Origin of the sequence: Pseudonocardia oceanicola, assembly GCF_047200735.1 — a bacterium.
GTDB lineage: Bacteria > Actinomycetota > Actinomycetes > Mycobacteriales > Pseudonocardiaceae > Pseudonocardia.
In genome coordinates this window covers 163,815-188,139 of the sequence record NZ_JBJZON010000011.1, presented here as the reverse complement: position 1 = coordinate 188,139, position 24,325 = coordinate 163,815, and the positions used below count along the sequence as shown (strand labels likewise).

The following is a 24,325-nucleotide window of genomic DNA, read 5'->3' as shown; positions in this document are numbered from 1 at the left end:
CCGTGTTTGGAAACCCTGGGCGGCGAGGACGCAGGCGAGGTGGATCTTTGTGGTCCAGCCGCCGCGGGAGCGGCGGTGATCGCGGTGCTGGACGTGGTGTCGCGGTTGTGGCCGTCCACCGGAGCCTGTCATTGCCGCGCTACCGGTGACGAACCCGTCGCCGTCGGCGCCGAAGCGCGGTCGCCGCGACCGAACTCCGTCGCATCGTCTGCCGCCCTCGACGGTGAGCGGCCGAGTTCGCGGGCGACCGCGGCGACGGTGGCCTTGTCGATCGCCAGCTGCGCTGAGGCGGGCCCTCAACCCCCTCGTGGTCCTCTTGGCCCGGGAACCCGATGTCAGCGCTGCGGCCGAGCGACTCAGGAGGCGGAGTGGTCGGCGTCTCGAGGCGGTGTTCGCGAGCGACGCCGTCGCGGAAGCCCGGGTCTCGGGCGTCGATTTTCCGGAGTTTGATGGCCTCGGTGGGACTTCGACCACCACGCCTCGATGGTGTTCGGCGTGAGTACCCGGCACCGGCGCGGCGACGGGACGCTGATCAGCCCTCCCCCAAGGCCCCGAGCGCGTCGAGGTCGTCCATCGCCGCGCCGATGCGCTCGATCATGAGCACGGACATCTCCTCCGGCTGCATGTCCGGCATCGTCGTAGTCGGCACGAGCGTCGGGGTCCAGGACAGCAGCGCCGTCACTAGCTGCTGTCGATAGCAGCGCCAGGCCTCGTCGATCGGCACCTCGACTCCGGAGCGTGCCGTGGAGCCCTCGATGTACCGCTCGAGCAGGTCGCGTTCCCATCGCCTGCGGTCTTCTGTGGCGAGGGTCGAGGCGAAGGTGTAGGCCACGTCCCGCGCCCAGTGCCCTCGGCAGACACATTGCCAGTCGGCCAGGCCGACTCGGCCGGCACCGGTCTCGTACCAGTTCCCGAGGTGGACGTCGGAGTGCAGCACGGTACGGCCGGTCCCGCCGTGCAGCCGGACGGCATCGACCACGCCGGGCCAGATCTCGTCGCGGCGACGATACAGGTCCGCGGGCAGGAGATCAGCACAGCGATCCATGGCCTGCTCGTGTGCGGCGCGGAGACCGTTTCGGTCACCGCGGAGAATGCGGCGGCCATACTCCGGAAGCCACGAGTACTGGTCGACCGACGCCGCGAACGTGCCGTGCAGCGTTGCCAGGGTGTCGACCATCTGCTCGGCCTGCGTCCGCGAGATGGTCGTGGTCCGGTCGAAGAACCGCGCCCCTGCCGACTCGACCTCGTCGACGAAGAGCTCGATCATCCGCCCGCTGGCCTCGTCGACCGCGCCGAAGAGCAGAGTGGGGGCCTCGATGTCGAGGCCCTTCCGCAGGTCGAGGAGGAAAGTGCTCTCGGCCTTCGCGATGTCCGCACTGGAGGCCATGCGCGTGAGCCAGGTCGGTGCCGACTTCGTGAAGAGGTTCCGGGGGAGCCCGGCACGATCGCCCTCAGCGTTGTAGGTGACGCTCACCTTTCGGCGATAGGACGAGCCCTGGTCGCCCTCGACCACGGTGACGCTCTCGACCGCCGCACCAGGCGTCTCCGCGCAGAGCGCCGCGGTCAGCCAGTCCGGCGTCAGAGCCTGCGGGCGCCACGGCACGTCCGGTGGCACTCCGACAGCGGGATCGACGAGCGCATCGAACACGGCGTTGGCCGCGTACCTGCTGCGGGTGCGGAGGAGGTGGCTGGGCGGGTTGCTCGATGTCGGCTGCTCGACCACGTCGGTGTGCCCGTCAGTCGCTCGACGGGAGCAGCTTGGGCTCACCCACGGTCAGCGTCGCACCGTCGAGGGTGGGCACCCCGTCTCCGGCCTTGATGCAGAGCAGTTCGATCGTCCCGGACTCGTCCCGATACCGCTTGCCCATCTGTGTCCCTCCGCCGAACCCGTCCTGAACGTCTGCACGGTCGGCCGGAGGCGCGGTCACGGCGTCGAGCCCCCCGATCTTGAGATCGAGCTCGCCCGCCGGCACCTTGACCGCGATCAGTTCGGTCGAGCAGGCCGTGCTGTAGATGCGCACTCCGGGCTTGAGCTGCACGCTCATGGGTTTTCCTTCCTTCGTTGTTCCGCGGGACGGATGCAGTGATCCGATGCGCCCCGGTCGGGCTCGCTCATTGAGCGGCCCCTGTGGAGAGTTCTGTGAGCACGACCCTGCGCAGCATCTTGCCCGTCTCCGTCATCGGCAGCGTCTCTCGGAACTCGATGCGCTCCGGCACCTTCGAACTACGAAGCCTGCTGCGAACGAACTCCTGCAAGGCCTCGGGGGCGACGTCCGTGGTGGTCACCACCGCGGCGACAATTCTCTGTCCCCATTCGTCGTCCGGTATGCCGACGACACACGCCTGAGCGACGGCCGGGTGGGCCAGCAGGACCTGCTCGATCTCGTCCGGCGCGATGTTCTCGCCACCGCGGATGATGGTGTCGTCGGCGCGGCCGACCACGAACAGGTAGCCGTCCGGGTCGAGCCAGCCGTGGTCTCTCGTGCAGAACCAGCCGTCGCTGTCGAGGACCGAACCTGTGGCGTATTCGCCTGCGATCTGGTCGCCACGGACGTAGATCAGTCCGACCTCACCTGCGGGCAACGCGCGCATCTGATCGTCGCGGACCTCGACCTCCACCGTCGGCAGCACGCGACCCGCAGAGATCAGTCGGCGCTGGACGAGCGGGTCCTCCGACTCGAGCGCGGCGCGGTGGTCCTCCGGACTCAGTACCGCGATCGTCGACGCAGTTTCCGTGAGCCCGTAGGCGTTGACGAAGCCCGTGTCGGGGAACAGACGGACCGCGCTGCGCAGGACCTGCTCCGAGAGCTTGGCCCCGCCGTAGCTCAGCGACCGAAGTGTCGGCACTGCTACAGCCGATCCGTCGAGCTGCTCGACGATCCTGGCGAGCATGGTCGGCACGACCATGGCGTTGGTGATGCCTTCACTCGCCACGACGTCGAGCCACACCCGCGGGTTGAAGGACCTGAGATAGACGAGCCTGCGGCCTGCGTAAATGTTCGACAGCATGTTGGCGACGCCGGCGATGTGGTAGGGCGGCACAGCGACGAGCATCGCGTCGTCAGAGCGTGCGCTCCCGAACTCGACCGAGCCGAACAGATAGGCCATGAGGTGCCGATGGCGTAGGAGGGCCGCCTTCGGCGCCGCCGTGGTGCCGCTCGTGTACAGCACCACCGCGACCTGCTGGTCGTCCGCTGCAGGGCTCCTGGCCGGGTCGGGCTCGAGGGTGTCCAGGGACTCGAGCCAGTCGTCGAGAACCGTCGCGGGGAGCTGCAGCCGCGCCGCACTCGGAGCATCGGCAAGGATGAAGGGCTTGTCGTGGCGAGTGACCAGCTCGTGGAGCTGGCGGTCGTCGAGCCGGTAGTTGAGCGGGACGAAGGGCACGCCGCTCCAGGCCGCCGCCAGTAGTGCCACGGGGAGCTGCGGGTGGTTCTCCCCCACGTAGAGGACGTCCGAGTACCCCGCGAAGGACGGTGCTGCCGCCCGGACGCTCCGGCCCAGCTGGGCCCCGGTGACGCCGTCTCCGAGCACGACTCGGTCGTCGAACGCGGATTCCACCATCTCCACGAGTGTTGACAAATGCATCGGAACTCCGTCGACAGGTGGTCAGGACGAGGCAGAGAGGAACGCCGTGACGTCGGCCGCGGCGCGGTTCACGATCTCCGACAGGTGCTTCGGGTAGTCGGCCGTGTCGATGAGGGCTTGGGCCTCGAGGTCCCACCGTGATCGACCGTCGGAGAGGACCGCCTCACACACGCCCTCCCCACCGGCAGGAGGGCGCGTCACCTCGCGCACCTCCACCGAGTCGTAGAGGGTGACGTTGAAGTCGGCGGCGCAATGCTGACGAAGCGCGACCTCGAAGGCACGAGGAGATATCGCAGGCGGGTCCACCTGCGCCAGGAACGGGCGCAGCACGTCCAGGACGCCGTTCGGCTCCAGCGCCGCGACCGCCGCAGGATCCAGCACCACTGGCTCGTCCGCGTGGTGCCCGTCGTTCGGTGCATGGCCCACCACGAGGCTTCCGACCCGAAGTCCGCTGGCGATCTCGGCGACGGCCAGTGCTCCCGGGCCGCCGCCCACGACGAGGAGGGACGTGTAGATGCGCATGACGTCAGAAGATGGCGAGCGGGTTGACGGGGCTGCCGGTGACGCCCTGGAACCGGATCGGGGACAGGACGAACTGGAAGTCCCATCGACCTCGCTGCTCGCACGCTCGCGCGAGATCCTCCAGCTGGCAGTTGTCGATCAGCCAGAGGCCCATCGCGACCAGGCCGATCATGTGGATCGGCATGTGGAGCTCTCGGTACTCGGTAGGGCTGGGGTCGTTGGTCACGTCCGACCCGACCATCGCGATGCCGCGGTCGTGCAGCCAGGGCAGGCACGCCGCCTGGAAGCCCGACCGCGGCTTGTTCGCGTTGTACGCCTTCTTCTGCGCGATGCGGGCGCCGCCCTCGCCGGTCCGCATGAGCAGGACGTCCCCGGGCTCGAGCCGGACGCCGGCCGCGTCTTCCGCCGCTTCGAGGTCTTCGGGCCGGATGTGGTCGTCGGCGGCCAGGACGTCGACCCCGCGCAGGCGAGCCATGTCCAACAGCACACCTCGGGTGACGACGCCGTGGGAGACGGCGAGGATGTCGTGTTTGAGCGCTCCGTGCCGGTCGGAGACCATCGACGCCGGGACGCCGTTGTACATCTTGCCGTTCCAGAACACGTGCGCGAGCGAGTCGAGGTGGGTGATGTCGAGCCCGTGGAAGACCATCCCGATGTACTCCTGCGCGCCGCCCGCGCGCCCGGGCCCCATCAGGCCGCGTCTGCCCTCCTCCTCCAGGCCGAGCCCCGTCGCGATCATGTACCGCTGGGACTCGACGATCGCGCCGGGCTGCCTCCCGGTGCGGATGTCCCAGCTACACGAGACCGACTCGCCGTCACGGACGAGTTCGGATGACGCGACCCGCTTGGCGGCCGTGAGGTGGTTGAGCGTACCCACCCGGTCGTCGGCGCCCCATCGGCCCCAGTTGGACAGCTTGTCGAACCAGGTGAGCAACTCTTCTTCGCTGGGTGAGGTCGGCATCGACGTCCTTTCGGTCTTGCGAGAGTGCTTGGTGAAGCAGGTCAGGCGAGGACCAGGCCCTCGTAATCATTGCGCGCGATCTCGTCCAGCCTGGCGTTGAACTTGGCGGCGCCGCCGTTGTAGATCAGGTAGCGCATCTTGCCGGGCTCCCGGCCTTCGATGTTCGAGTTGTAGCCGGTGAACCAGCTGCGGGTGGCCTTGTGCATGAGGACCTTGTAGTACATCTTGGCGACATGGTCGAACCACTGCTGCTCGGCCTCCTGGGTCGCCTCGACGACGTCCTTCCCCTCCTTCTGCATGTACTCGAGCAGGTCCGTGGTCCAGTTGACGCCGGTCTCGATACCTCGGGGGAAGTTGGCGGACGCTGAGCCGCTCTGCGGTCCGGCGATGAAGATGAGGTTGGGGAAGCCGTGCACCAGCATGCCCATGTAGGTGATCGGCCCGTCGGCCCACTTCTCGCGCAGCGACTGGCCGCCGACGCCACGGATGTCGATCTTGTCGTAGGCGCCCGTCATCGCGTCGTAGCCGGTGGCGTAGACGATGATGTCGAACTCGAAGTCCTCGGCCGACGTGCGGATCCCCGACTCCGTGACGGCCTCGACGGGCGTCTCCGACAGGTCGACCAGTCGAACGTTGGACCGGTTGTAGACCTCGAAGTAGTTCGTCTCCATCGGCAGCCGCTGAACGCCGAAGCCGTGGTCGCGGGGAATCAGCTTCTCAGCGATGACAGGATCGTTCACGCGTTGCCGAATCCGGTCGGCGATGTAGTCCGAGAACTCGGCGTTGGCTGCTTCATCCATGGCGATCTCACGGAAATTGCGGAGCCAGATGGAGAAGCCCGACATGTCGTAGAGCTCGTCCCAGAATGCACGTCGCTCTTCGGCAGTCAGGCTGTAGAACCCGCGCCGGTCAGGTTCGTGCTCGAATCCTCCGGGCGTGCGAGCACACGTCGCGAAGATCTCGTCGTAGCGCGACCGGATCTCCGCCATCTCCTCCTCGGAGATCGGCCGATTGTTCAGCGGGGCGGCCCAGTTCGGCCTGCGCTGGAACACCGTGAGCTGCTCGACCTGGTCGGCGATTGCGGCGATCACTTGGATGCCGGTCGCTCCGGTCCCGACCACGGCCACCCGCTTGCCCGCCAGCTCGACAGGTTCGTGGGGCCAGTCGTGCGTGTGGAAGGACTGACCGCGGAACGACTCGAGGCCCTCGTAGCGCGGGTAGGTCGGAATGGTGAGCAGTCCGATACCGGTGACGACGAACCGCGTCGTGAGGGTCCGTCCGTCCGACACCTGCACACGCCAGGATTTCGTGGCCTCGTCATAGTCCATGCGGTCAACTCGACAATTGAACTGCATGTGCCGGCGAAGGTCGAACTTGTCCGCGACGTAGTTCAGATAACGCAGGTTCTCCGGCTGCGGCGAGTAGCGCTCCTTCCAGTGCCACTCATCGAGGAGTTCGCGCGAGAACGAATACCCGTAGGTGTAGCTCTCCGAGTCGAATCGGCAACCGGGGTAGCGGTTGGCGTACCACGTCCCGCCCAAGTCGGGCGCGGCCTCCAGCACGGTGGCTCGCATACCGAGCTCGACCATTCGGTAGATCTGGTAGATGCCCGCGACACCTGCGCCGATGATGACGACCTCGTAGTCCAGGTCCTCAATACCGTTGCCCACGCTGGCTCCTCACTGGGTCCGGCCTGCGTCGCTGGCGCAACGCGTCGATGTACGATTTACTCTAGCCATCAACAGTCTTGTACGCAAGGATCGATCACGGGGCGGCGGCGTCGTCGCCCCGTGGGCAGGTGTAAGGATCGTCTCGGTGTCGTGGCGTCGCGAACACGTGCTCTCGACGACCGAGAACGGCCGGCCGTTGCGTGAACGGCCGTGTCCGGGAGGGGGTATGACCATGGAGGCCACCCGGGACCGCTGCGCAATTGCGGGAATCGGAGCGACGGACTTCTCGAAGTCATCGGGTCGGACGACGCTGACGTTGGCGACCGAGGCCGCTCTGGCCGCCGCAGCTGACGCGGGAGTGGATCCGAAGGCCATCGACGGCATCGTGCGCTGCGACGCGGACGCCGTGAGCCACAACGACCTGGCCACCTCGCTCGGGCTCTGCGAACTGACCTACTGGGGCGCGACCGGCGCGGGCGGTGCGGCACCGTGCGGGATGGTGGGCCAAGCCGTGGCGGCTGTGCTGTCCGGCCAGGCCACGACCGTGCTCGTCTACCGCTCCCTGAACGGCCGGTCCGGTCGGAGATGGGGAAGAGGGCGCAAAGCGCGTACGACCGTTGGTGGCGACGGCGCGCTGGACGAGTTCTTCACGCCGCATGGCTTGACGACGCCCGGCCAGCTCTGGGCGATGATGGCCCAGCACCACTTCGAGCGGTACGGCACCACCAAGGAGCACCTCGGGCACATCGCTGTCACCTGTCGGAGCAATGCCAACGCGAACCCCGCCGCCCAGATGGCGGGACGAACGCTCACACTGGACGAGCATGCTGCGGCCCGGTCTCTGTCGAGCCCTCTGGGGCTCTTCGACTACTGTCTGGAAACCGACGGCGCCTGTGCGCTGATCGTGACCACTGCCGAGCGAGCGCGCGATCTGGCGGGCGGAGCGGTGCTGGTGCGGGCAACCGCCCAGTTCGCGTCCGCGACGGTGGGGCCGGGCACCTTCTACCCGGCACTGCTGCGCCCAGATCTCGACGACCAGCCGTCGATCGGCCTCGCCCGCACCCTGTTCCGGCGTGCGGAGCTGAGTCCTTCCGACATCGACGTGGCACAGCTCTACGACTGCTTCACGATCACCGTCCTCGTTCAGCTGGAGCAGTACGGATTCTGCAAGAGCGGAGAGGGTGGTCCGTTCGCGGCGAGCGGAGCTATCACGCCCGGCGGTGCTCTGCCCATCAACACTGCCGGAGGCCACCTCTCCGAGGGCTACATCCACGGTATGAACCACATCGTCGAGGGCGTGCGTCAGATGCGCGGCTCGTCGACGACGCAGATCGCGGGGGCGGAGACATGTCTGGTCACTTCGGGCCTGCCGGTGGCGAGCAGCGCCCTGGTTCTGGTGAGGGATCGATGACCCAGATCGCGCGGCCCGTCCCGGTCACAGACGACCCGGACACGGCGGGACACTTCGAAGCGGCGGCGCGGGGAGAGATCGCGATCTGCGTGTGTAGCGTCGAGGGCAACTCCGTACACCCGCCTCGGGCGATCTGCGACCGCTGCTTCGCCCCGACCAGCTGGCTCACCGTCGCACCGCTCGCCCGCGTCGTGACCCACACCGTGGTGGGAGTCCCGATCCACCCCGCGTTCACGCCGCCCTACACGATCGTGCTCGTCGAACTCGTCGACAGGCCGGAGGTCCGCCTGATCGGTCAGCTCGCCGGGGCTCACGAACTCCCCGCCGGGACACCCATGAGGGCCCGATTCGATGATGTCGACGGAGTCGTCGTCCCCAACTGGGAACCGACCGACTCCGAAAAGGGACGCCGTGGCGCAGGCTGACCGCCGGCGCCGGGAGCCCCGGCTGCGGTCCCGAGCGACTTCGTCGGGCACCGGATGGCCTCTACGAGGCGCCGGAGTCGCCGACGGCGTCACGGATCGCTGCGAGGGCCGCGACGAGGTGCTTCTGGTCCTCCGCGCTGGTACCCGCGAACCCGAACTCGGACTCGCGAAGAGCAGCCGTCGCCGCTGCCGTCAGGTCCCGCCCTGCGTCGGTCAGAGACACCAACGTGGCACGACGATCGGTCGGGTGAGGGCTTCGCATGATCAAGTCCCGACCCTCGAGCCGGTCGGTGGCAAGAGTCGCCGTCGTCGCATGAACGAGCAACGTGCGGGCGAGCTGGCTGATGAGGCGGGTGCCGGTCTCGCTCAGCTGCAGGGTCATGAGCAGCATGTAGTCCGTCAGGTTGAGCTTGTACGGGCGCAGACCGGTCTCCACTGCGTCGACCATGATCCGGTGGAAGCGGAGGACCGAGCTCATCGCGATGAACGACTCCTCCCCTTCTCCGAGGGAGTGCTGACGCCAGAAGTGCCGCGCCCAGTCGACCGGGTCGGTCGGCGGTTCGGGCGTCGTCGTTCGGCCGGTCCTCGCCTTCGGGCGTGGAGGCATGGCGTCTCCTGTCGGTATGCGCTTGGGCGGCTCACGCCGCCGGGAGTGGACGTTCAAGGCCGCGATGGCTCTCGGTTTCCACCGGCAACGCGGCCGCCCTCGACACACGGTCACGTGGGCTGTGCATGCACGCTACCAGCCCGCTTGCGTCCTCAGTTGTTGACCGCGCGAAATTTGGAGGAGTGATGGCGGAGAGCGGCAAGGGGCCGTTGGACGGGCTGCGCGTGGTGGAGGTCAGTGGCATCGGTCCGACCCCGTTCGCGGCCATGCTCCTTGCGGACCTTGGTGCAGATGTCGTGCAGATCGACCGTCCGGGCACAGCCGGGAAGGAGGAAACTGCGGTGAACGATGTCCTCAGGCGAGGACGTCGCTCCGTCATCCTTGATCTTCGACAGCCCGCCGGCGCAGGCGCTCTGCTGGATCTCGTGACGTCGGCGGACGTGCTCATCGAGGGATTCCGGCCGGGCGTCATGGAGAAGTTGGGCGTGGGGCCCGCCGAGTGCCGCGAGCGCAACCCGCGCCTGGTCTACGGCCGGATGACCGGATGGGGGCAGGATGGTCCGTGGTCGGGAATGGCGGGCCACGACATCAACTACATCGGGCTCACGGGGGCGCTGCACGCATTGGGGCGTGCTGGAGAGGCTCCCGCAGTGCCGCTGAACCTGCTGGGCGATTTCGGTGGCGGCTCGCTCTACCTGGTGAGTGGAGTGCTCGCCGCTCTGTGGGAGGCAGCGCGCTCGGGACGCGGTCAGGTCGTCGACGCGGCCGTGGTGGATGGGACGGCGTCACTCACGACGATGCTGCACGGCATGATCGCTGCCGGGACGTGGCATGACGAACGTGGCGTCAACCTGCTGGATACCGGCCGGCCTTGGTACGACGTCTACCAGACCTCCGACGGGAACTGGATGTCTGTCGGGCCCCTGGAAGGACGCTTCTATCGGCAGTTCGCCGATGCGCTCGGTCTTCCTGCAGAGCTCCTGCGGCGACCGAACCCCGCAGACTGGCCTCGGCTGAGAGCGGCGATCTCCGATCGCTTCGCGACCGAGACCCGTGCGCACTGGGAGTCGGTGTTCGCATTGACGGATGCCTGCGTCGCGCCGGTCCTCGGGCTCGCCGAGGCGGCAGACCATCCGCACCTCGCGGCTCGCGGCACGTTCATCGAGGTCGGCGGCGTGCGGCAGCCCGCTCCGGCTCCACGCTTCGATCGGACGCCGGGAGTCGTCCAGCGCCCACCCGCGATGCGGGGAGAGCACACCCGCGAGGTGCTGCGCGAGTGGGGGGTGGACGATGTGGAGGGTCTCATCGACACGGGCGTGGCGACGCAGCTGGCGCCTCCCACAACTGCCGTGACCGCCGGCACGGTGGAAGGTGTCCCGCAAGAAGTCTAGTACGGCACTTCCGACCGGGCGCCGATGTGGCGTTGCGAAGCCGATGACGAGCATCGGGCGCCGGGAAGGTGTCGATGGGGACACCTCCTCGGCGCCGGCCCGACGACAGCGGAGTCGAGACCGGGGGACACGATCCACCGGGTCCTCGACCGTCTCACATGACGGATGAGCCCCTGGGAGGTTCCCGCCCACCAGATGCCGGCGTCGAGGTCGCCGGTCTCGTAGACCTTCACCCCGCGGGCGCCCGCGACGAGCGCGGCGATGTCCTCGAACTGCACCCCGCCCTTCAGCTTGTCGACGACCTCGCGGGAGATCGCGTTGTCGGCGACCCGGGCCGTGTTGCGGAGCTGGCGGAAGATCAACTGAGTGGAGCGCTCGCGTGCTCGACGATGCGCTCCTTGACCTTCTGATGGATCTCGGACTCCGCGGTGCACATGAACCGGGTCCCCATCGTCACGCCGTCGGCACCGAGGGCCAGCGCGGCGGCGAGCCCCCGGCCGTCGGCGAACCCGCCGGCGGCGAGGAAGGGGACCTCCAGCGCGTCCGCTGCGGAAGGAAGGAGCACCAGCCCCAGGATGTCGTCCTCCCCGGGGTGCCCGGCGGCCTCGAACCCGTCGATCGACACCGCGTCGACGCCCAGGTTCTGCACCCCACTCTCGAAGAGTGGGCGGCCAAATCATCGCCTCGTGCACCAACGCGCTCAGGCGGCCTCCCCCGTGGGGATGGGCCTGCCCGATCGTCGTCCGTTGCAGCGCGCCGGAGATGCCGACCACACAGGGCAGGAACCATCTCCAATGCTCTGAGGGCGACCAGGCGCACAAGCGCCGGCTGGCCCAACACCTCGACGCGAACAGGCCTCGGGAACAGTGACACGCCGAATGAACACGAACCCGAAGCGAGCCCCAGACCATCATCGACTGCCACCAGAAAACTCCGGCGCAGGCTTTCTAGTTCACGATGAGAACACGGAGAGACCGGGTGACCACAGAGAGGACGCCGGCCAGTTGCGTCGAGCGGTCGATCCGATCCAAACACGACTGCTCGGCGGTGATGCGCCCGAGAAGCCGGACCCGCTGAGCTGCGCCGTCTCGAGGCGGTCGAACCTTCAAATGCGGTGATCGTCGACCGCTCCGATCCGGTGCTCAGCCGCGCAGCGTGGCGTACCCGCCGTCAAGCACGACCCGTGGTTCGGACCCGTCCGGGGCGGCCGCCTCCGTGCGAAAGACCGCCGTGCCGTCCTCCAACCGCCAGATCATCGTGGACAGGATGTCGCCGGGGAATGCGGGCGAGGTGAAGCGCGCCGCGATGGAGCCGATCCGGTCCGGGTCTCCCCCGGCGAAATCGCTGACCAAAGCCCGACCCGCGATGCCGTAGGTGCACAGCCCGTGCAGGATCGGCCCGGGGAACCCGGCCTTCTCCTGTGCGAACCAGGGGTCGCTGTGCAGTGGGTTGCGGTCGCCGGAGAGCCGGTAGATGAGCGGCAGGCGTGTGTCCGTCTCCTGCGAGTGCCTCGCGTCGGGGTCGCGGTCGGGGATCACGACGGGCTCAGCCATGACTCCGGGCGCACCCCCGAACCCCCCCTCACCGCGAAAGACCAGCGTCGTTACCGTCTCGACAACGAGCTCGCCGCTGTCGGGATCCACCCCGCGTCCGACGAGCGAGCAAATCGCATTCCTGCCTTCGCCCTTGTCCTGCAGCTCACCGATCTCGGCGGTCACTGCGAGCCGCCCGGCCGCCGGCAGCGGCTTGTGGATCCGAACCTCCTGCGCGCCGTGCAGCATCCGGCCCCAGTTCGGCTTGCCGATCTTGGGCAGCACGGAGAATCCGGCCGCGACGATCACGGCGAAGGTCGGCAGGACCTGCTGCGGCGTGTCGTGGGAATTCTCGGTGACGAACGCCAGGTCCTCGGGGCCGGCGCCGAGCCCGAGCGCATAGAGCATCGTCTCGCGGTCGGTCCAGCTGACCTCCTTCGGCCCGGAGGTGGCTCCGACACTGTCTGCGTTGATGGGCATTGCTCGCTCCGTGGTACTAGGCGAACGCTCTGCTCAGTCCTCGACCCCGAGCGCGCTCGTGGGGCATTGTGGTGGCGGCATCTTGCGAAAACGCTCGGGTCTCGGCGACTGAGATCTCCCGTAGGACGAGGACGAATCGGCCTTCGTCGAGGTCGAACAGCTCGAGCATGAGCTCAGGCACCCACGGAGCCGCAGCGGCGGCGCCGACGAGCGGGTGTGGCTGAACCGACGCCGTCCAGCCGCCCGGGCAGGACCAGGACCTCGTTCACAGACCGGCGCCCACCGCCAGCCGCTCCCGATGTGTCACGGGTGTCCCGAGGAACAACTCCGACGCCTTGGCGCGGCGCCAGTGGAGATGGGCGTCGTGCTCCCAGGTGAACCCCGTGCCGCCGTAGACGTGCAGCGTCGCCTCGGCGGTGCGCATGAACGCTTCCGAGCACACCGACTTCGCCAGACTGGCCGCCACGGTCAGCGCACGCGCCGTCTCCGGCCCCGGCTCGAGCAGAAAGGCGTCCGCCGCCGCGGTCGCCGTCTCGGCGGCCGAGCGGGCCATCTCGACCTCGAGCAGAACGTCCACCAGCTGGTGCTTGATCGCCTGGAAGCTGCCGATCGGGCGGTCGAACTGCACGCGCTGCTTGGCGTACTCGACGGCTCCGTCGAGGCAGGCCTGCATCCCGCCCACCTGCTCCGCAGCCAGCACGACGAGGGCCAGGTCCAGTGCGGAGGAAATGCGCTCGTCCGCTCCCTCTGGTGGGCCGATCAGCCGCCCGAGGGCACCGTCGAGCGTGAGCACGCCCAGGGGGCGGGTGAGGTCGAGCGAGGCCGACTGGACCCGCTCGACGCCGGCGGCCACGCCCGCCACCACGAGCAACGCGACGCCCGCCGGTGTCCTCGCCGCGACCAGCAACTCGTCCGCGGTCGTGGTGTCGACGACGAAGCCCACCCGGCCGGTGAGCCGCCACTCCCCCTCCGCCTCGGCCGCGGTGACACCGGCCCCGGAGCAGGCTGCCTGGAAGTCGCAGGTGTCGGCGTTGTCCGTGCAGGCCAGCGTGGCCGTCGTGCCACCCTCGGCGATCCGACTCAGCAGCTCCCGAGACACCGGGTCGTCGCGGTGCACGAGTAGCGCGGAGGTGGCCAACGCGACGGTGCCGAGGAACGGCACCGCTGCGGGTCCGGTCCCCAGCGCTTCGGCCACGACAGCCAGCTCGGCGTACCGGGCCCCGGAGCCGCCCAGTTCCTCGGGGACGACGAGGCCCGCGATCCCGACCTCGGTGCCGAGCACACGCCAGAGCTCCGGGTCCCACGCCGTCTCGGTCGTCGGCTCACCTGCGAGGAAGGGCCGCGGTCCCACGCTGCGCTCCAGACACCGGGTGACGGCGGACTTCAGCTCCAGCTGCTCGTCGCTGAGCATGCTCACACCAGGTTCCGGGCGCGCGTTGCTGCAGGCGAAGCTCCGCCCTCCCGCGAGGGCAGCGCGACGGTCGCCCGGCCGGGCATGACGTTGTCCCCGCGCTGATTGCGGGCGAAGGTGGCGACATGCACCAGGTGCTCCCCGGAGTCCGACATCTCCTTGCCGACGACCTCACCGCCGAGCTCGACGACGTCGGACAGGTACACGAACCCGCGGTACTGCGACTCCAGATGGGCGACCCAGCCCGCGTCCCCCACCCAATGCGTGAGCAGCTGAATCTGCCAGCACTGACGCTGGAAACCGACGTCGTACTGGTAGGCCACGCCCATGGCGTTCGCCGCGGCCCGATTGTAGTGCACGGCGTAGATCGGCTCCTGGGCCCCGGTCACCGGATCCCTGAACGACCACGCGGGGTGCGCTGCGTAGTCCACCAGCGACGACGCGTGCGCCTTCAGCCGCGGGATCGGGGTGCCGCCACCGGCGATGAAGGCCACCTCGTCGGTGAGCCCGATGGGGCCCTTGGTGAGGCTGTCGAGGGCATCCCCGACGTGCACGTCCTCATAGTAGCGTGGCGCGACTCCCCGCGGCTTCTCGGCGAGGACCTGCGCCTCGATCTTCTCGATCTCCCCGACCGTCCACGGGTGCGGGATCGTGAGCGGTCTACGGTTCTTCTTACTGTCGTCGCTGCGGGCCGAAGCTCGCTCGTAGTTCACGACCTGCCAGCGGATCTCGGCGACCTTCTCGCCGTGCTGGTTGGTGTAGCTGTTGGTGAAGTGGTCGGTGACCATCCGCCCGGCGAACTTCGACGGCCGGGGCCCGGTGAAGCCGTCGTAGCGGCACGTCGCCGAGATGGTGTCGCCCCAGTAGATCGGCGCGAGCAGATCCATGTCCGTGGACGAGTGGAACGATCCCAGGCCCGGCCAGCCGAACTGAATCCCGGAGAAGCAGCCGATCACGAACGACGGCGGAGCGACCGGGGCCTTATAGTCCGAGGCCAGGCCGCGCTCGGCGTCGGTCCACAGCTCGTTGATGTCGCCGATGCCGCCCGCGAACTTGGCCACAGCGATGCGGGTGGCCTCCTCGTTGTTCACCGAATGCGCGATGCGCAGGTCGACGCCGATCTTGGCGCGCATCGACTCCATCATCGCGTCGTCGATGACGGCCTCGGGCATGCGGGCCTCGGCGGGCCCGGTCGGCTCCGGCGAACGCTCGTCCGTGGTGGTCACTTGGCGGCCTTTCCCGGGTTGGCGGTCCAGGTTGCCCCACCCTGCGGGGTGCCTGCGTCGGCGGCCGCCTTGGCCAGCCCCTCGACCGTCCACCGGCCCTCGGTCTGCAAGATCCAGGACTTGTCCTTCTCCCACGGCTTCACCCGGGTGACCCGGCTGCCGCCGACGATGAAGACCTCGCCGGTCAGGTCGCAGACGGGGCTGGACAGGTAGGCGACGAACGGCGAGACGTTGGCCGGGTCCCACCGGTCGAACTGGCCGTCCTTGGCAGCGAGCGAATCCCCGAACGCGCCCTCCGTGAGCCGGGTGCGGGCCTGCGGCGCGATGGCGTTGACCCGCACGCCGTAGCGGCCGAGCTCCTTGGAAGCGACTTGAGTCAGGGAGGCGATCGCGGCCTTGGCGGCGGCGTAGTTCACCTGGCCGGGGTTACCGAACACACCGGACTCCGAGGTGGTGTTCACGACGGCGGCGCGCACCTGCTCTCCGGCCTTGCTGCGATCGCGCCAGTGGTTGCCCGCGGCCTTGGTCAGCAGGAAGGTGCCCCTGAGGTTGACCCGCACGACGATGTCGAAGTCCGCCTCGTCCAGGTTGACCAGCACCTTGTCCCGGAGGATGCCGGCGTTGTTGATCAAGATGTCGACCTTGCCGAACTCCGAGATCCCGGCGTCGACGATACGCTGCGCGCCCTCGGCGGACGACACGTCGTCGCTGTTGGCGACGGCCTTACCACCCGCGGCGCGGATCTCCTTCGCGACCTGCTCTGCGAGACCGGCCTCGGACCCGGACCCGTCCGACGCCCCGCCGAGGTCGTTCACAACGACCGCGGCGCCTTCGGCAGCCAGCAGCAGCGCGTGCTCGCGGCCGATTCCGCGGCCGGCTCCCGTCACCACAGCGACCAGGTTGTCCAGACTGCCCATGCGCACTCCTCGTACGGTCGTCCCGGCCGGAGGCGAGGAGGCCACCGAGGTAGGCGGCTCTGTCGCTGCCGGACCCGGGTTCGCGCCCCGTGGGGCACGGAAACTCGTTGCCCTGACGTGGCCCCTGGACCTTCCTGCACCGTCCCACACAGGTGTGTGCGGTCGATGCCGCGCGCGGAAGGTGTGCGGACGGTCTTTTCGGAGCCACTTCCCGGAGATACTCTAATCCTCTACCATCCAGCCGTCGAGTGTCAGCCTGCCCACTCCTTGCGAATCGGAAGCGACCAGCTCGAGCTTCTGCTCGACCGGAGCTCGGCCCTTGGCCGCGATCGGTCGACGGCGCGGATCCGGCGCCGCCGAACGCCACGACGCCGGATGTTGAGCCCACTACTCCTCGATCACGTCGTCCGACCCGCCTCGACGCCGGCGATGCACTGCAGCCTGCCGTGACCGTTCTTGGCGACCCCTCCACACAGCGGTGTCGACCATCCAGCATGGGTTCGGCACTGACGACCGGTACCCGCGCTCGACGGCCGGCGGCACATCGTCGGGCCGCCGGATCCGCAGACGAGCCTCGCCGTCGGGACCAGCATCCGGCACCCCTGTCGTCCCGAGCCCGCGCATCGACGTCACCAGGACGAGCGACACACACCCTTTCGGCAAGATACTCTATGCATCTACCATTCAGTCGGCGAGTGTCGTCTCCTGCGGCACTCGAAAGCGAGGCGCCGAACGGGCGTCGCAGGAAGATCGGACGGGCAAGGATGGCGAAACAAGTCCCCGTCGTCGACTATCTCGAGCTCGGCGACACGCCGCACCTGACCAGCCACGAGTGCAAGTCTTGTGGGGCCCTGTACTTCGACCGACGCAACGCCTGTGCGAAGTGCTTCGGCCGCGAGTTCGGCCGGACGAACCTGGCGAATACCGGAACGGTGCGGGCCTTCACGTTCGTCGGCCGGGTCAAGCGGCCCTTCGTCTCCGTGATCGTCGATCTCGACGACGGTGGCGTGGTCAAGTCCAATCTGCTCGGTGTGGACGACCCGGAGAAGGTGACCCCGAGGCTGCCGGTGGTGTTGGACACCTATGTCGCCGGCACGGACGACGAGGGGACCGAGGCCGTCGCGTTCGGCTACCGGCCCCGAGGAGGAGCGTGACCCATGGCAACTGGTGATGTCTGGATCATCGGTACGTCGATGACCCCGTTCGGTCGCTTCGCGGACAAGGACCTTCTGGACCTGGCGGCGGACGCGACCCTGGACGCGCTCGACGACGCGTCGATGACGATGGCCGACATGGGCATCCTGGCCGTGGGCAACGTCTACGAGGCCAACTCGCACAACGGCCAGCGTCTGCAGAAGCAGATCGGACAGACCGGCATCCCGGTCTTCAACGTGGTCAACGCCTGCGCGACCGGTGCCAGCGCGGTGCGCGTCGCGATGATGGCGATCAAGGCGGGCGAGACCGACACCGGGCTCGCCGTCGGCGTCGAGAAGATGGGCAAGATGGGCATGATCGGCGGGGCGGCCAAGCCGCGCGCCGACAAGAAGGTCTTCGAGCCCAAGGGCCGCTACGGTTCCGTTCTCAAGACCGAGGGTGTGCTCGGCACAGGGCTCATGCCCGGCGTGTTCGCCCAGGCCGGCACCGAGTACGCCCTGGCCAACGGAGCAACCGCCACCCAGTTCGCCAAGGTCGCGCAGAAGAACCACGCGCACTCGGTGCTCAACCCGCTCGCCCAGTACCGCAAGGAATTCTCCCTCGAGGAGATCACCGGGGCCGAGATGATCTCCTACCCGAACACGCTTCCGATGTGCTGCCCCACCGGCGACGGCGGGGCAGCTGTGGTCCTGGTCAGCGACGAGAAGCTCAAGACCCTGGATCCTGACGTCCGGCGGCGCGCCGTCAAGATCTCGGCCTCTGTGCTGACCTCGGACCCGTGGACCGATTCCGACCAGGTCCAACCGGACGTCAACACCCTCACCCGGATGGCCGCGGACGAGGCGTACGAGAAGGCTGGCATCGGACCAGACGACCTCGACCTGGTCGAGCTGCACGACTGCTTCGCCACTGCGGAACTCTTACACTACGACAACCTGCGGCTCTGCGAGCCGGGCGGGGCGGGTGACTTCATCGACTCCGGCGCCCCGTGGCGGGACGGCAAACTGCCCGTCAATGTCTCCGGCGGGCTGCTGTCCAAGGGGCACCCGCTCGGTGCTACGGGTGTGGCGAACCTGTTCGAGGTCGTCACCCACCTACGCGGCGAGGCCGGCGACCGACAGGTGGACGGTGCTCGGGTCGGATTGACCCACGTCATCGGCCTGGCCTCGGCCTGCGGAGTGCACATCCTGGAGGCCGCGGCACGTTGAGCGCCTCCTGACCACGGGGAGGGGCGCGGGACCTCCGGCGGCCCTCCCCGGTCTCGAGGCCGGCTCCCCGCACGTACCGGTGCGCCTCGTATTCGGAAGTTCGGTCGGCGGCATCGCCGGCCCGACCTCCCGGGGTTGACGAGCCGAGGCGATTTGCGGCTGCCGGGCCCCCCATCTAGTCTACGGCTCGACTATCGAGGAATGAGCTGCAGCTTGAGCCGATAGGTGACGCCGCGGTAGCGCCGCACGGCGCATCGGAGGGGCGATTGAGACGCGCTGGGCCGGGACCGTGCCGACTCGACGGCTGGAACCAGCTCGCCCGATGACGGCGTTCGTGAAGAACCAGCCGGGAGTCTGGAGCGGACCATGACAGCGCCTGCAAAGGCCCTCACCGAGATCTGGGGCGACGCACCAGTCGAGTCGACCTATGCCGGACACGCGGGCCTGGTGCTGGACCCGCGCCCCGGCTCACTCGGCGAGATGCTGGCCGGCGTCTCGCGCTGGTCCGAACGCACCTATCTCGTGCAGGGCGAGCGCCGCATCTCCTTCGCCCAGTTCGTCGCGGCCGTCCCCCGAGCCGCCCGGATCCTCTCCGAGCAGGGCGTTGCAGCGAGGGACCACGTCCTCGTCGTCGGCTACAACGGCCCGGACTGGGTGTTGGCGCTGTGGGGATCCTGGTACCTCGGCGCCGTCCCGATCCTCGGCAACCGTTGGTGGGGAGACGGGGAGAACCGCCACGCAGCGGAGCTGTCGGCGCCGAGCGTCGTGCTCACCGACTTCCCCGACCCGGCTGCACGCGGGCTACCGGGCGCCGCACCGATCTCCTCTCTGGCGGAGGCCTACGAGGGGAGACCCGCGGCGGATCTCGAGGCCGTGCTTCGTGGGTTCCCTGCGCCTCCCGAGGATGCGCCCGCCGTCGTCATCTTCACCTCGGGGAGCTCCGGCGCGCCCAAGGGCGTCGTGCTCTCCCACCGGTCGGTGATCGCCAACCAGCACAACCTGCTGTCCCGCTCCGGGCGCCTACCGCGCGAGTTCGACGGCGAAGCCCCCAGACCGGTCACGCTGATCTGCACCCCGTTGTTCCACATCGGCGGTTTGTCGAACCTGCTGACGAACTTGATCATTGGCGGTCAACTCGTGTTCAACCAGGGAAGGTTCGACGCGGCGCAGGTCCTGCAGCTGATCCAGACCGAGAAGGTCCAGAGCTTCGGGGGCGTGCCGACGATGGCGATCCGCGTGCTCGAGCACCCGGACTTCGAGGCCTACGACCTCTCGAGCCTGCGTTCGTGGCCGCTCGGCGGGGCGCCGGTGTCGTCGGCGCTCCTGGAGCGGATGAAGCGGCAGCTCCCACAGCTCGAACACCGCGGACTGGGCAACACCTGGGGCATGAGCGAGTCCGGCGGATTCCTCACCGTGGCGGGCAACCGCGACCTGGTCCAACGGCCCGGCACGGTCGGCCGTCCCTATCCGGTCGCCGAGTTGCGGATCGCGAACCCGGACGCGCAGGGTACCGGCGAGATCCTGGTCCGCTCCCCTACCGTGATGCTGGGGTACCTCGGCCTGCCGGAGGACCACACCGTGGACGCGGAGGGCTGGCTGCACACCGGCGACCTCGGTCATGTCGACGAGGACGGGTACCTCTACCTGGACGGGCGCAGCAAGGAGATTGTGATCCGTGGCGGTGAGAACATCTCCGTCGCCCACGTGGAGCTCGCGATCGCCCAACATCCGGAGGTCGTCGAGGTCGCCGCATTCGGAGTGCCGCACGAGGAGCTGGGCGAGGAGCTGGTGGCCGTCGTGGTGCACCGCGAGGCCACCAACCCCACGAGCGAGGAGCTGCGGGACTTCCTCCGGGGCACCCTCGCGTACTTCTCCATCCCGACGCAGTGGTCGATCCGCATCGAGCGCCTCCCCACGCTGGCCGGCGAGAAGATCGACAAGAAGACGCTGAAGGCCGAGTTCGTGGCCGGGTCGTCGCAGAGCCGATGAGATCGTCGAGCCGACCTGCCCGGACACGAGCAAGCGTGCCAGAGATGGCCGCCAGACACCGTATCGACGAACGCGACCCGCCCTGACAACCACCTGCTGGCGCGACCGTCTGCAGATGCGCACGCTGCTGCGACAACGTCCCGTCCCGTCGTCGAGCCGACTCGACGACGGGACGTCGAGAGCCCACAGCGACGCCCGCGAATGCCCGTGCTCTCCTGCGCTGTCCGCCTTCGCGCTCGGCCGGACGATGCCGATCCGACGGTCAGGAGCGCTCCCCGGCCGGTGACGGTTCCTTCGGCAGGCCCAGCACCCGCTCCGCGACGATGTTGCGCTGGATCTCGTCCGTGCCGCCGCCGAGCCGGAAACCGGGGACCCCCAGGATGAACTCCGACCATGCGAAGGTGCCCCACTCGCCCGTGTCCGCCAACAGTTTCGGGCCGAGCACGACCCCGACGAGGTGCGCGAGGGCGGCGAGGTTCTCGGTGAGCGCCAGCTTGGAGAGCGACATCTCGGCACCGACCTGTCCCGCCTTGGCCGCCGCCTCCGCGCGGGCGCGCATCTGCTTGGCTGCCACGACGCCGCAGTGCACCTTGGCGTAGGCCTGGCGCACCTCCGGGTCCTTCGACCGGCCGAGCTGATGCAGCATCGCGACGATCCGCTCCAGCTTGAACAACCCGTTGCCACCGCCCGCCGATCCGCCGATCGCGCCGCGCTCGGCCATCAGGGTGGCGAGGGCGACCTTCCAGCCGCCGTCGACGTCCCCGAGGCGGAACGCGTCGGGCACCCGGACCTCATCCAGGTAGACCTCATTGAAGTCTGCGCCGCCGGTCATCTGCCGTAGCGGCCGGACGTCCACCCCGGGGGAATGCATGTCGATCACGAAAGCGGTCAGGTTGCGGTGTCGTGGTTCCGGCGAGGTACGTGTCATCAGCAGGCCGACGTCTGAGTAGTGTGCTCCCGAGGTCCACACCTTCTGTCCGCTGACCACCCATTCGTCACCGTCCCGCGCCGCCCTAGTACTCACCGCGGCGAGGTCGGAGCCCGCTCCCGGCTCGCTGAAGAGCTGGCACCCCACCGAGTCGCCCCGGTAGAGCGCCTTCAGCCACCGCGTCTTCGCCTCGTCCGAGCCGAACGCGTTCAGCGTCGGCCCGACCATTCCCAGGCTCACTCCGAGCGGCGAGCGCGACGGCACCTCGTAGGCACGCTCGAGCGCCAGGTAGGCCTTCTCGTAGCGACCGGGCAGCCCACGGCCACCCCACTCGACGGGGCCGGTGATCCAGCCGAATCCGGCGTCGAAGGTCTGCCGGCGCCAGGCGCGGGCCTGCTCGGCCTCTGCCGCCGTCGCGCCGCGGAACAGCGAGACGCGGTCATCACCCTCACCCCACGGAGGCACGCCTCCGCCGGCGCGGGGCCGGGCCGTGGCCTCGAGGAAGGCCTTCGCCTCGGTGCAGAACTCCTCCAAGCTGGGGACGCTCGAGCCCTCGGCGCTCGGACGCACCAGAACATCCTCGGTCATGATCGACCTCCCGGTCGGACGGCCGGTCGTCGCCGACTCGATATTTCAGTTCTAGACAATATAGCCGTCCCCGTGGTGCAGTGCAGCGAAGCATCGACGATCTCGACCGAGCGCGGGCACATGGAGCAGTCGAGGGTTCCCGGCAGACGGCGATCCCGGCTGGGCCCGCCGGCGCGACCGACCGGAAGGGTGCATCCGGGCCGCCGTAGCCCTCGAGTCCGCGAGCCACCTCCAAGGGTGTCCGCGCGAACGTCATAGGACCCCCTCATCGACCGTCGACCCTGCCGAACCGACCCTACTACTCTATTCCTAAACTATACAGACCACAACGAGCTGCGGGACATGACCCCGGACGCCGAGCAGGGGAGCCGTCGGACGCAGTCGTCCGGTGAGCCCTTTCCAGCCTGATGGAGAGCGGGCGTGTGCTACTGGGGCGTGGCGTCACCGGCGTGAGTGGTCGGGTGGCCCGGAGGAGTTGCACCTTCGGGCTCCCACAGATCCCGGGGTGACAGTCTCCCGTCACCGGGCTCTTCTCGATCTCGCCGTCAGAACTCCGGGACCCACTGCCAGTGAGGCCTTTCCACTTGGCGTCAGCCGGCGTGAATGAGGACCAGGACGGCCTTGACGAGGTCGGTGACCCGGCGCGGGCAGCAGCGGATCCTGCGCAGGATGCGCCAGGTCTTGAGCTGGGCGTTGGCCCGCTCGCCGGGTCCGCGCTGGCGGGCGTGTGCGGAGTTCACGTCGCGCTGGTTGCGGGAGAGATTCCTTCGCTTGCCGGTCTCCGGGTCCTTCGGCCGTCGTCGTTGGGGGACCTCGAACCCGGAGCCGCAGTAGGCGCTGTCGGCGATCACCTTCACCTGCGCGTCGCGGAGAGCGTCGAGGATTCCGTGATCGCGGCGGCGCCCATGTCGTGTCGAGCGCCGGGCAGCGCGGGCGAGGTCCACACCTCCTCAAGGCACTCCAGCTCGAACCTGGTGGATGCAGTGCATCCCCGCCGAATACTCGCCTACACGTCGCCTCCCGCATCACGCGCGGTCAGCGGCGGACCTGGGTCCGGATCCAGCAGTCCTGGATGCGGTCACGGTGATGCCGACCGAGGCCATCAACGGCCGCCTCGAAGCCCTCCGCCGCAACGCCCTCGGCTTCCGCAACCTCATCAACTACCGCATCCGCTCACTCCTGCACTGCGGATCCCTCGCACCCTGAATCCGGAAGAGCCCTTTTAACTTCCCGGTTTTGATGTCAGCTACTTGTTTCGACACGTCGTCGGCGGCTCGGTTCCGCTCGTCTTCCCGGTCCCCACCTCACGCCTCTCGGACACCTTTTCCTCAACGCTCACCACGACGGTCTTCAGTCATCAAGAGGCCAAGTGGAAAGCGCTCGTTGAAGTCTGCGAGGGAACGGATGGACATCATTTCGACCTATCGGAAGGTGGGGAGATATCGCGGCGCGGCGGCGATCTGCGCCACGACAGCGAAACCGTGCGCAGAGTCATCGAGCGCCATGAGGCGGGCGGTGTTGCCCGCAACGCAATCCACGGTCGCGGACCTACGAGTCGGTCGCCGAGCTCGTCGAAACCCGGGTGGAGAAGACCAAGGGCAAGAACTCGGCGAAGCGACTGTTCCCCGAGGCGCGGGCCGCGGGTTAAGGAGGGTTCGGCGCGCAACTTCCGCCGCCTGGTCACGCAGCTGAAGGACGAGTGGCGTCGCGAGCATCACCGCGGCCGCCGTCCGGCGGAAGTCCAGGGGCATCGTGGAGAACCTCCTCGGCTACGCCAAACAGGATCTGATCACCGGATGCGACCTCGACACTGGAGAGGCGGGGCGTCCGGTGGATCTGCCACGGCGAACGACGCCGCCCGGCGTCGGTGCGCCGGTGAACGCCGCCACGCACTCGGAGATCGCCGCCGTTCTGGCCCGGCGCCTCGCCGAGGGCGAGCTCGGCGTCTTGCGCGGGCTGCCGTCGCTGCGGCCGAGGGTCACCGGACCGGCGGTGCGGCGCAAGGTCGACGCGGTAGGCCGCGCGACGCCGGAGACGACCCGTGATGCAAGACGGGTGGGCGGGTTGTCGTCGAGCCACTCGTGGCACGAACGGACACGACCGCGCTCCGACCGCAGCCAAACAAGGCTCCCAGAGCGCCACATATGTCCATAAGTAACTCTTCGGGAGCTCAGTGGTTGACAACACGACCAATGTGCTCTTAAGTTTCTCGGCGGCGCTTGTGGCGCACATCACGATGCCGCTTTCCGCCGGGAACCTGCCCATTCGCGGCTGTACCTTGCGCGAGCGCTGTGATGAGGACACGTCAGGACGATGTGG

The 24,325-nt window shown here is 68.5% G+C and carries 20 protein-coding genes and 3 pseudogenes; 9 read left to right on the top strand and 14 right to left on the bottom strand.

Annotated elements, in window-relative coordinates:
- Window positions 1-532: 532 nt before the first annotated feature.
- The 6 genes from ACL02T_RS17890 to ACL02T_RS17865 all read right to left on the bottom strand — a co-directional run bounded on the left by ACL02T_RS17890 (window position 533) and on the right by ACL02T_RS17865 (window position 6,738).
- Window positions 533-1,723, bottom strand: a complete 1,191-nt coding sequence (locus ACL02T_RS17890) for a phosphotransferase family protein (protein WP_412831855.1) — start codon at window positions 1,721-1,723, stop codon at window positions 533-535.
- A 13-nt stretch (window positions 1,724-1,736) separates the two neighbouring features.
- The gene (locus tag ACL02T_RS17885) at window positions 1,737-2,045 is read right to left on the bottom strand and encodes a hypothetical protein (protein WP_412831854.1); all 309 of its coding nucleotides are present in this window, start codon (window positions 2,043-2,045) and stop codon (window positions 1,737-1,739) included.
- A gap of 67 nt (window positions 2,046-2,112) precedes the next feature.
- On the bottom strand, window positions 2,113-3,585 hold the full coding sequence (locus ACL02T_RS17880) for a class I adenylate-forming enzyme family protein (RefSeq protein ID WP_412831853.1): 1,473 nt from the start codon (window positions 3,583-3,585) through the stop codon (window positions 2,113-2,115).
- 21 nt (window positions 3,586-3,606) lie between these two features.
- Window positions 3,607-4,080 (bottom strand): hypothetical protein, encoded by a 474-nt coding sequence (locus tag ACL02T_RS17875; protein ID WP_412831852.1) that lies wholly within the window; start codon window positions 4,078-4,080, stop codon window positions 3,607-3,609.
- A gap of 31 nt (window positions 4,081-4,111) precedes the next feature.
- Window positions 4,112-5,068, bottom strand: coding sequence for a cyclase family protein (locus ACL02T_RS17870; protein ID WP_412831851.1), 957 nt, complete (start codon window positions 5,066-5,068; stop codon window positions 4,112-4,114).
- 41 nt (window positions 5,069-5,109) lie between these two features.
- Entirely contained in the window at window positions 5,110-6,738 is a 1,629-nt protein-coding gene (locus tag ACL02T_RS17865) for a flavin-containing monooxygenase (protein ID WP_412831850.1), read from the bottom strand.
- 226 nt (window positions 6,739-6,964) lie between these two features.
- Between ACL02T_RS17865 and ACL02T_RS17860 the strand changes: the two genes are divergently transcribed.
- Together ACL02T_RS17860 and ACL02T_RS17855 are read left to right on the top strand one after the other, a co-directional pair.
- Entirely contained in the window at window positions 6,965-8,149 is a 1,185-nt protein-coding gene (locus ACL02T_RS17860; RefSeq protein ID WP_412831849.1) for a thiolase C-terminal domain-containing protein, read from the top strand.
- Window positions 8,146-8,574 carry a Zn-ribbon domain-containing OB-fold protein gene (locus ACL02T_RS17855; RefSeq protein WP_412831848.1) on the top strand — a complete coding sequence of 143 codons (429 nt, stop codon included), beginning with the start codon at window positions 8,146-8,148 and terminating at the stop codon, window positions 8,572-8,574. Before ACL02T_RS17860 ends, ACL02T_RS17855 begins: the two co-directional genes overlap by 4 nt.
- Window positions 8,575-8,635: 61 nt before the next feature.
- Here ACL02T_RS17855 and ACL02T_RS17850 read toward each other — a convergent pair whose 3' ends face one another.
- Window positions 8,636-9,052 carry a MarR family winged helix-turn-helix transcriptional regulator gene (locus ACL02T_RS17850; protein ID WP_412831847.1) on the bottom strand — a complete coding sequence of 139 codons (417 nt, stop codon included), beginning with the start codon at window positions 9,050-9,052 and terminating at the stop codon, window positions 8,636-8,638.
- Between the two features lie 314 nt (window positions 9,053-9,366).
- Here ACL02T_RS17850 and ACL02T_RS17845 point away from each other — a divergent pair, with 314 nt between their 5' ends.
- A complete protein-coding gene (locus tag ACL02T_RS17845) occupies window positions 9,367-10,572 on the top strand; it encodes a CaiB/BaiF CoA transferase family protein (protein WP_412831846.1) in 1,206 nt (401 codons plus the stop codon).
- 155 nt (window positions 10,573-10,727) lie between these two features.
- On the opposite strand, the pseudogene ACL02T_RS17840 reads toward ACL02T_RS17845, so the two are convergent.
- From ACL02T_RS17840 to ACL02T_RS17820, 5 genes and pseudogenes are all read right to left on the bottom strand, one after another.
- Window positions 10,728-11,218, bottom strand: a pseudogene (locus ACL02T_RS17840) (NAD(P)H-dependent flavin oxidoreductase); the annotation flags it as partial.
- A gap of 496 nt (window positions 11,219-11,714) precedes the next feature.
- Window positions 11,715-12,584, bottom strand: a complete 870-nt coding sequence (locus ACL02T_RS17835) for a MaoC/PaaZ C-terminal domain-containing protein (RefSeq protein WP_412831845.1) — start codon at window positions 12,582-12,584, stop codon at window positions 11,715-11,717.
- Window positions 12,585-12,849: 265 nt separating this feature from the next.
- Window positions 12,850-13,995, bottom strand: coding sequence for an acyl-CoA dehydrogenase family protein (locus ACL02T_RS17830; protein WP_412831862.1), 1,146 nt, complete (start codon window positions 13,993-13,995; stop codon window positions 12,850-12,852).
- A gap of 2 nt (window positions 13,996-13,997) precedes the next feature.
- On the bottom strand, window positions 13,998-15,221 hold the full coding sequence (locus tag ACL02T_RS17825; protein ID WP_412831844.1) for an FAS1-like dehydratase domain-containing protein: 1,224 nt from the start codon (window positions 15,219-15,221) through the stop codon (window positions 13,998-14,000).
- Window positions 15,218-16,138 carry an SDR family NAD(P)-dependent oxidoreductase gene (locus tag ACL02T_RS17820; RefSeq protein WP_412831843.1) on the bottom strand — a complete coding sequence of 307 codons (921 nt, stop codon included), beginning with the start codon at window positions 16,136-16,138 and terminating at the stop codon, window positions 15,218-15,220. The genes ACL02T_RS17825 and ACL02T_RS17820 overlap by 4 nt, the downstream gene beginning before the upstream one ends.
- Before the next feature lie 764 nt (window positions 16,139-16,902).
- Here ACL02T_RS17820 and ACL02T_RS17815 point away from each other — a divergent pair.
- The 3 genes from ACL02T_RS17815 to ACL02T_RS17805 all read left to right on the top strand — a co-directional run bounded on the left by ACL02T_RS17815 (window position 16,903) and on the right by ACL02T_RS17805 (window position 20,490).
- Complete coding sequence (locus tag ACL02T_RS17815; RefSeq protein WP_412831842.1) at window positions 16,903-17,292, top strand: Zn-ribbon domain-containing OB-fold protein; 390 nt, start codon at window positions 16,903-16,905, stop codon at window positions 17,290-17,292.
- Between the two features lie 3 nt (window positions 17,293-17,295).
- On the top strand, window positions 17,296-18,501 hold the full coding sequence (locus ACL02T_RS17810; protein WP_412831841.1) for a thiolase family protein: 1,206 nt from the start codon (window positions 17,296-17,298) through the stop codon (window positions 18,499-18,501).
- A gap of 366 nt (window positions 18,502-18,867) precedes the next feature.
- Complete coding sequence (locus ACL02T_RS17805; protein ID WP_412831840.1) at window positions 18,868-20,490, top strand: class I adenylate-forming enzyme family protein; 1,623 nt, start codon at window positions 18,868-18,870, stop codon at window positions 20,488-20,490.
- Between the two features lie 262 nt (window positions 20,491-20,752).
- Here the strand turns inward: ACL02T_RS17805 and ACL02T_RS17800 are convergent, their stop codons facing one another.
- Both ACL02T_RS17800 and ACL02T_RS17795 read right to left on the bottom strand, forming a co-directional pair.
- Entirely contained in the window at window positions 20,753-22,006 is a 1,254-nt protein-coding gene (locus tag ACL02T_RS17800) for an acyl-CoA dehydrogenase family protein (RefSeq protein WP_412831839.1), read from the bottom strand.
- A gap of 590 nt (window positions 22,007-22,596) precedes the next feature.
- Complete coding sequence (locus tag ACL02T_RS17795) at window positions 22,597-22,857, bottom strand: transposase family protein (protein ID WP_412831838.1); 261 nt, start codon at window positions 22,855-22,857, stop codon at window positions 22,597-22,599.
- Between the two features lie 238 nt (window positions 22,858-23,095).
- Between ACL02T_RS17795 and ACL02T_RS17790 the strand changes: the two are divergent.
- The 3 genes and pseudogenes from ACL02T_RS17790 to ACL02T_RS17780 all read left to right on the top strand — a co-directional run.
- Window positions 23,096-23,212, top strand: a pseudogene (locus ACL02T_RS17790) (transposase); the annotation flags it as partial.
- Between the two features lie 177 nt (window positions 23,213-23,389).
- Window positions 23,390-23,742: pseudogene (locus tag ACL02T_RS17785) on the top strand (IS21 family transposase); the annotation flags it as partial.
- A 16-nt stretch (window positions 23,743-23,758) separates the two neighbouring features.
- A complete protein-coding gene (locus ACL02T_RS17780) occupies window positions 23,759-24,160 on the top strand; it encodes a hypothetical protein (RefSeq protein WP_412831864.1) in 402 nt (133 codons plus the stop codon).
- The last annotated feature ends 165 nt before the right edge of the window (window positions 24,161-24,325 follow it).

Excerpts from the sequence above, each read along its gene's own strand:
- ACL02T_RS17885 (WP_412831854.1), bottom strand. The coding sequence starts at position 2,045 with ATGAGCGTGCAGCTCAAGCCCGGAGTGCGCATCTACAGCACGGCCTGC.
- ACL02T_RS17880 (WP_412831853.1), bottom strand. The coding sequence starts at position 3,585 with ATGCATTTGTCAACACTCGTGGAGATGGTGGAATCCGCGTTCGACGAC.
- ACL02T_RS17870 (WP_412831851.1), bottom strand. The coding sequence starts at position 5,068 with ATGCCGACCTCACCCAGCGAAGAAGAGTTGCTCACCTGGTTCGACAAG.
- ACL02T_RS17860 (WP_412831849.1), top strand. The coding sequence starts at position 6,965 with ATGACCATGGAGGCCACCCGGGACCGCTGCGCAATTGCGGGAATCGGA.
- ACL02T_RS17855 (WP_412831848.1), top strand. The coding sequence starts at position 8,146 with ATGACCCAGATCGCGCGGCCCGTCCCGGTCACAGACGACCCGGACACG.
- ACL02T_RS17850 (WP_412831847.1), bottom strand. The coding sequence starts at position 9,052 with ATGAGCTCGGTCCTCCGCTTCCACCGGATCATGGTCGACGCAGTGGAG.
- ACL02T_RS17845 (WP_412831846.1), top strand. The coding sequence starts at position 9,367 with ATGGCGGAGAGCGGCAAGGGGCCGTTGGACGGGCTGCGCGTGGTGGAG.
- ACL02T_RS17835 (WP_412831845.1), bottom strand. The coding sequence starts at position 12,584 with ATGCCCATCAACGCAGACAGTGTCGGAGCCACCTCCGGGCCGAAGGAG.
- ACL02T_RS17830 (WP_412831862.1), bottom strand. The coding sequence starts at position 13,995 with ATGCTCAGCGACGAGCAGCTGGAGCTGAAGTCCGCCGTCACCCGGTGT.
- ACL02T_RS17820 (WP_412831843.1), bottom strand. The coding sequence starts at position 16,138 with ATGGGCAGTCTGGACAACCTGGTCGCTGTGGTGACGGGAGCCGGCCGC.
- ACL02T_RS17815 (WP_412831842.1), top strand. The coding sequence starts at position 16,903 with ATGGCGAAACAAGTCCCCGTCGTCGACTATCTCGAGCTCGGCGACACG.
- ACL02T_RS17810 (WP_412831841.1), top strand. The coding sequence starts at position 17,296 with ATGGCAACTGGTGATGTCTGGATCATCGGTACGTCGATGACCCCGTTC.
- ACL02T_RS17805 (WP_412831840.1), top strand. The coding sequence starts at position 18,868 with ATGACAGCGCCTGCAAAGGCCCTCACCGAGATCTGGGGCGACGCACCA.
- ACL02T_RS17800 (WP_412831839.1), bottom strand. The coding sequence starts at position 22,006 with ATGACCGAGGATGTTCTGGTGCGTCCGAGCGCCGAGGGCTCGAGCGTC.